The sequence below is a fragment of the Pseudoalteromonas sp. Isolate6 genome, assembly GCF_022398435.1.
GTDB classification, from domain to species: Bacteria; Pseudomonadota; Gammaproteobacteria; order Enterobacterales; family Alteromonadaceae; genus Pseudoalteromonas; species Pseudoalteromonas galatheae.
Window position 1 is genome coordinate 1 of sequence record NZ_JAKEVK010000282.1, and the last position, 4664, is coordinate 4664.

The 4664-nt window shown below is 42.0% G+C and carries 5 protein-coding genes; 1 reads left to right on the forward strand and 4 read right to left on the reverse strand.

Annotation, left to right across the window (positions count from 1 at the left end):
* Positions 1–6 precede the first annotated feature (6 nt).
* Positions 7–303 (forward strand): DUF2909 family protein, encoded by a 297-nt coding sequence (locus L1D50_RS21660; RefSeq protein ID WP_275660246.1) that lies wholly within the window; start codon positions 7–9, stop codon positions 301–303.
* Here L1D50_RS21660 and L1D50_RS21665 read toward each other — a convergent pair.
* From L1D50_RS21665 to coxB, 4 genes are read right to left on the reverse strand one after another with little or no spacing between them, the layout of a single operon-like run.
* Complete coding sequence (locus L1D50_RS21665; protein WP_239966796.1) at positions 209–1084, reverse strand: cytochrome c oxidase subunit 3; 876 nt, start codon at positions 1082–1084, stop codon at positions 209–211. The two genes, L1D50_RS21660 and L1D50_RS21665, sit on opposite strands and share 95 nt — an antisense overlap.
* Complete coding sequence (locus L1D50_RS21670; RefSeq protein ID WP_239966797.1) at positions 1074–1652, reverse strand: cytochrome c oxidase assembly protein; 579 nt, start codon at positions 1650–1652, stop codon at positions 1074–1076. Before L1D50_RS21670 ends, L1D50_RS21665 begins: the two co-directional genes overlap by 11 nt.
* Positions 1652–3226, reverse strand: a complete 1575-nt coding sequence (gene ctaD, locus L1D50_RS21675; RefSeq protein ID WP_128725385.1) for a cytochrome c oxidase subunit I — start codon at positions 3224–3226, stop codon at positions 1652–1654. Before ctaD ends, L1D50_RS21670 begins: the two co-directional genes overlap by 1 nt.
* Entirely contained in the window at positions 3226–4368 is a 1143-nt protein-coding gene (coxB, locus tag L1D50_RS21680; protein WP_128725384.1) for a cytochrome c oxidase subunit II, read from the reverse strand. The genes ctaD and coxB overlap by 1 nt, the downstream gene beginning before the upstream one ends.
* Positions 4369–4664 lie beyond the last annotated feature (296 nt).

A 4664-nucleotide genomic window follows, 5' to 3' on the forward strand; every position in this document is an offset into this window, starting at 1 on the left:
CCCCTTATGATTAAAATTATTATTGTTGTATTACTACTGCTCGTTTTTTTTAATTTATTTAAAGCTATGCTGGTCATGCTCAAGTCAGAGCAACAAGAGTCAACGGCGAAGCTATTGCAAAAAAGAGTTTATGCTTCAATAGCTGTGCTACTTATAATTTGTCTTGCAGCTCAATTTGATCTCATAAAACTACACTCTTCACCCGGTGTTACAACACATAAACAAATACAAATAGACATAGCCAAACCACATCAACAAAATGCCAATACCAAGCCCCAGCCTGAAAAGCAAAATGGTTCTTAGCGGTAAAATGCCCCCTCAACACTCTGATCCATATGACGAACAGAATGATCGCGCCAAGTGTGACATGAACCCCATGAAATCCTGTAAGTAAAAAGAATGTGTTGCCGTATACTCCCGACTGCAGAGTTAACCCAAGATCTTGGTAGGCATGAATATACTCTTCCACTTGCAACGTTAAGAATGCAATTCCAAGTAGTACAGTTAGCCCCAAAAACGCCTTTACTTTCGCCCTTTGCTCCTTTTCCAAAGCTACATGAGCAAAGCTAAGGGTTACTGATGATGCTAATAGAATGATAGTATTGATAAGTGGAAGTCCCTGCCAACCCATAGCTTGAGTAACAGTTCCATCTGGTGTTGTGAGCAATGGCCAAACAGCCTCAAATTGAGGCCATAAAACCTCATTTGTACTGGCATTGTTGCTTGCACCACCTAACCACGGAACAGCAATCATCCGTGCATAAAAAAGCGCACCAAAAAAAGCTGCAAAGAACATAACTTCAGAAAAGATAAACCATCCCATTCCCTGCTTAAACGAACGATCCATTTGGGCAGAATATAATCCGGTTTGAGATTCTTGGATCACATTCCTGAACCAACCAAACAGCATATATACCAGCACAGCAATACCCACAAGCAGTAACATTACTCCGCTGTTCCCAGAAGAGTTTAGCTGAATAATGGTAAGTGCAGCCCCAACAGCGATGAAAAACAACGCAAAAGCACCGACTATCGGCCATGGGCTTTGCTCAGGTACGTAATATTTTTCTTGTTCATGGTTCATATTTGAACTCCTCTCGAGCGGCTAGCATACTCACCCCATCACTGTCTTGTTTGCTAACTCGCTCTGTAATATCAAACAACGTATATGAAAGCGTGAGCTCCTCAACATCAATGGGAAGCTCCGTATCTACATAGAATCTCAAGACAAATTCAACTTCTTCTTTGCCTTTCATCGGTTGCTGATCAAAACAAAAGCAGGCCATTTTGTGTAGATACTTTGCAGCTTTCCCAGGGGACACTGAAGGGATCGCTTGCAACACACGCTCGTTATCACTCAGATTTTTTGCAATAAACTTCACATCGGTTAGCTTTCCAGGTTGAACACTAACCGAATGTTCAACGGCATCGACCTTAAATGGCGCCTGACTTTGACTATGCGTTGTGAAGCTCACATCTACTTGTCGACTTTGTGCTATTGACTCGCTCTGCCTTGCGACTTCCATGGATGGTTTACCATTGAGGCCAGTGACATCACAAAAAACGTCGTATAGAGGAACCAGTGCAAAGGCAAAAGCAAACATACCTAGCGTCAACAAAATAAGCTTCCTAAGCAGGCGTCCATGTTGCATTACTTAATCTCCGGAGGCGTTGAAAAGGTATGATAAGGAGCTGGAGATGGTACTTGCCACTCCAACCCTTCAGCCCCATCCCACACTTTTCCAGGAGCCTGTTCCCCGCCTTTTATACATTTATAAACCACTGCAACAAACAGCAGTTGAGAAAGACCAAAAGCAAACCCTCCAACACTAATAATCGCGTTGAAATCAGCGAACTGCAGAGCATAATCTGGGATCCGCCTAGGCATGCCAGCAAGACCAACAAAGTGCATAGGGAAGAACAATACGTTCACACTAATCAAGGAGAACCAAAAGTGAAATTTAGCCAATTTGATATCAAACATATGCCCCGTCCATTTTGGTAACCAATAATATGCTGCGGCCATTATTGAGAACACAGCCCCAGTAACTAACACATAATGGAAGTGAGCAACAACAAAGTAAGTATCGTGATATTGGAAATCCGCGGGTGTGATCGCTAACATCAACCCTGAAAATCCACCTATTGTGAAAAGCACAATAAATGCAATGGCAAACAGCATGGGTACTTCAAAACTAATTGCGCCTCGCCACATCGTAGCTACCCAATTAAAAACCTTAACGCCAGTGGGTACTGAGATGAGCATAGTTGCATACATAAAAAACAACTCACCAGCTAAAGGCATACCTGTGGTAAACATGTGGTGAGCCCAAACGACAAACGACAACAATGCGATCGATGCAGTTGCATAAACCATCGATGCGTAGCCAAACAGTTTCTTTCTTGAAAATGTAGGTACTATCGTAGAAATTATGCCGAAGGCGGGTAATATCATGATATATACTTCAGGGTGGCCGAAAAACCAGAATATGTGCTGGAACATCACTGGATCACCACCACCTGCAGCATCAAAAAAACTTGTCCCAAAGAACTTGTCGGTCAGCACCATAGTCACAGCGCCAGCAAGTACTGGCATAACTGCTATCAGAAGGAATGCGGTTATCAACCAAGTCCAGACAAACAAGGGGAGCTTCATCCATGTCATGCCCGGAGCTCTTAAGTTAACAATGGTCACAATTACATTAATAGCGCCCATGATGGAACTAATACCCATTATGTGTACAGAAAACACAAAAAATGCGGTATTGTCGTTGCTGTACGTTGTAGAGAGAGGCGCATAAAAAGTCCAACCAAAAGCGGGCCCACCACCTTCCAAAAATAATGACATCAGTAAAATTGCAAACGCGAACGGTAGTATCCAAAAGCTCCAGTTATTCATTCTCGGGAGTGCCATATCAGGAGCTCCTATCATCATTGGGATCATCCAGTTAGCAAGGCCGGTAAACGCGGGCATCACTGCTCCAAATACCATTATTAGCCCATGAACTGTCGTCATTTGATTAAAAAAATGTGGATCTACAAGCTGCAAACCAGGCTGAAAAAGCTCAGCTCTGATCACCATAGCCATGGCACCACCAATTAGAAACATGGTCAGTGAAAACAATAAATACAATGTTCCAATGTCTTTATGATTTGTTGTAAACAACCAGCGCTTAATACCTTTGGGAGCCGTATGGTGTGAATGTTCTTCTACGATGGCACTCATTACTTACTCTCCTCTAATGCATTTATCTCACGCTGAATTTGGCTGGGTTGAATAACATCACCAGTGTCGTTACCCCAGCTATTTCTTTTATAGGTAATTACCCCTGCGATCTGCTTGATCGTTAATTGCTTTGCGAAAGATTGCATGGCAGTCCCAGGCCGACCTAAAAGCAAAATATCTATATGCTCTTTAACATCTCCTGTGACAACTTTACTCCCTTTCATTGCTGGGAAGACCCCCGGTAGACCAAGCCCTGTAGGTTGATGGCAAGCAGCACAGTAAGCCATGTAAGCTTGTTCACCTACCTCCATCAACTCTTCTTTGGTAAGAGTTTGCTGGGCTACTGCTTGTGACTCTGCTTCTGCTTTTGCTTTTTCTTCCTTAGCCCCCTCCAGCCATTTATCAAATTGATCAGGACTCACAGCCTCGACGACGACGGGCATAAAGCCATGATCTTTTCCACATAATTCAGCACACTGGCCTCTGTAAATTCCCTCATCATTTACCTTAGTCCATGCTTCATTTATAAAGCCCGGATTGGCATCTTTCTTCACAGCAAAATCAGGCACCCACCAAGAGTGAATAACGTCATCAGATGTCATCAAAAAACGAACTTTCCTATCAGTAGGGATAACCAGATGTTTATCTACTTCGAGCAGATAATTTTCATTTTTTTCCTTAAGATCACTGATTTCTTCTTTCGGAGTGGATAGTAAAGAATAGAATTCGACGTCATGTCCCATGTACTCATAGTGCCATTTCCACTGCGACCCCGTAACTTTAATCGTTAAATCAGCTTTGCTAGTGTCTTCCATAGCAATGAGTGTTTTTGTAGCTGGTATTGCCATGCCAATGAGTATCAGGAAGGGAATAGCAGTCCAAAGTATCTCCACTTTGGTGCTTTCATGAAATTGCGCTGCAACAACGCCTTTTGACTTTCTATGTTTTAAAAGCGCCCAAAACATAATCCCAAACACAATCACCCCAATGACGCAGCATATTAGAAATATGGTCATATGAAGCTCGTATACTTGATGGCTAATGTCTGTAACGCCTTGCCTCATATTGTAAGCGCTGTTAGCGAGTGAGGGCATGGCGATTAGCACTGCGATCAATGCTACAACTAATCGACAAATTTTCATTTGACGTCTCCTTCAAGGCGACTCATGGTTGCCTTTTGTTATTATTGGATGACTGTCATATTGCCTATTTGTACATAGACTTACTGCACGACTATTAACCAATTAGTCAAAAAATAAACAAAATGCAAGATTTTTGAGAAGACTGAATTTAGAATCAAAAATGGGGGCTACTGGTAGTAAAACGAAGAGTGATGAAAAATTGTGTATAAAGATCAGAAAACTAAAAAATATTGAGATATGGAAAAGTCACGATAATTATCTTACTTTCACACAGTTAGAAAAGTTAATTATTACTT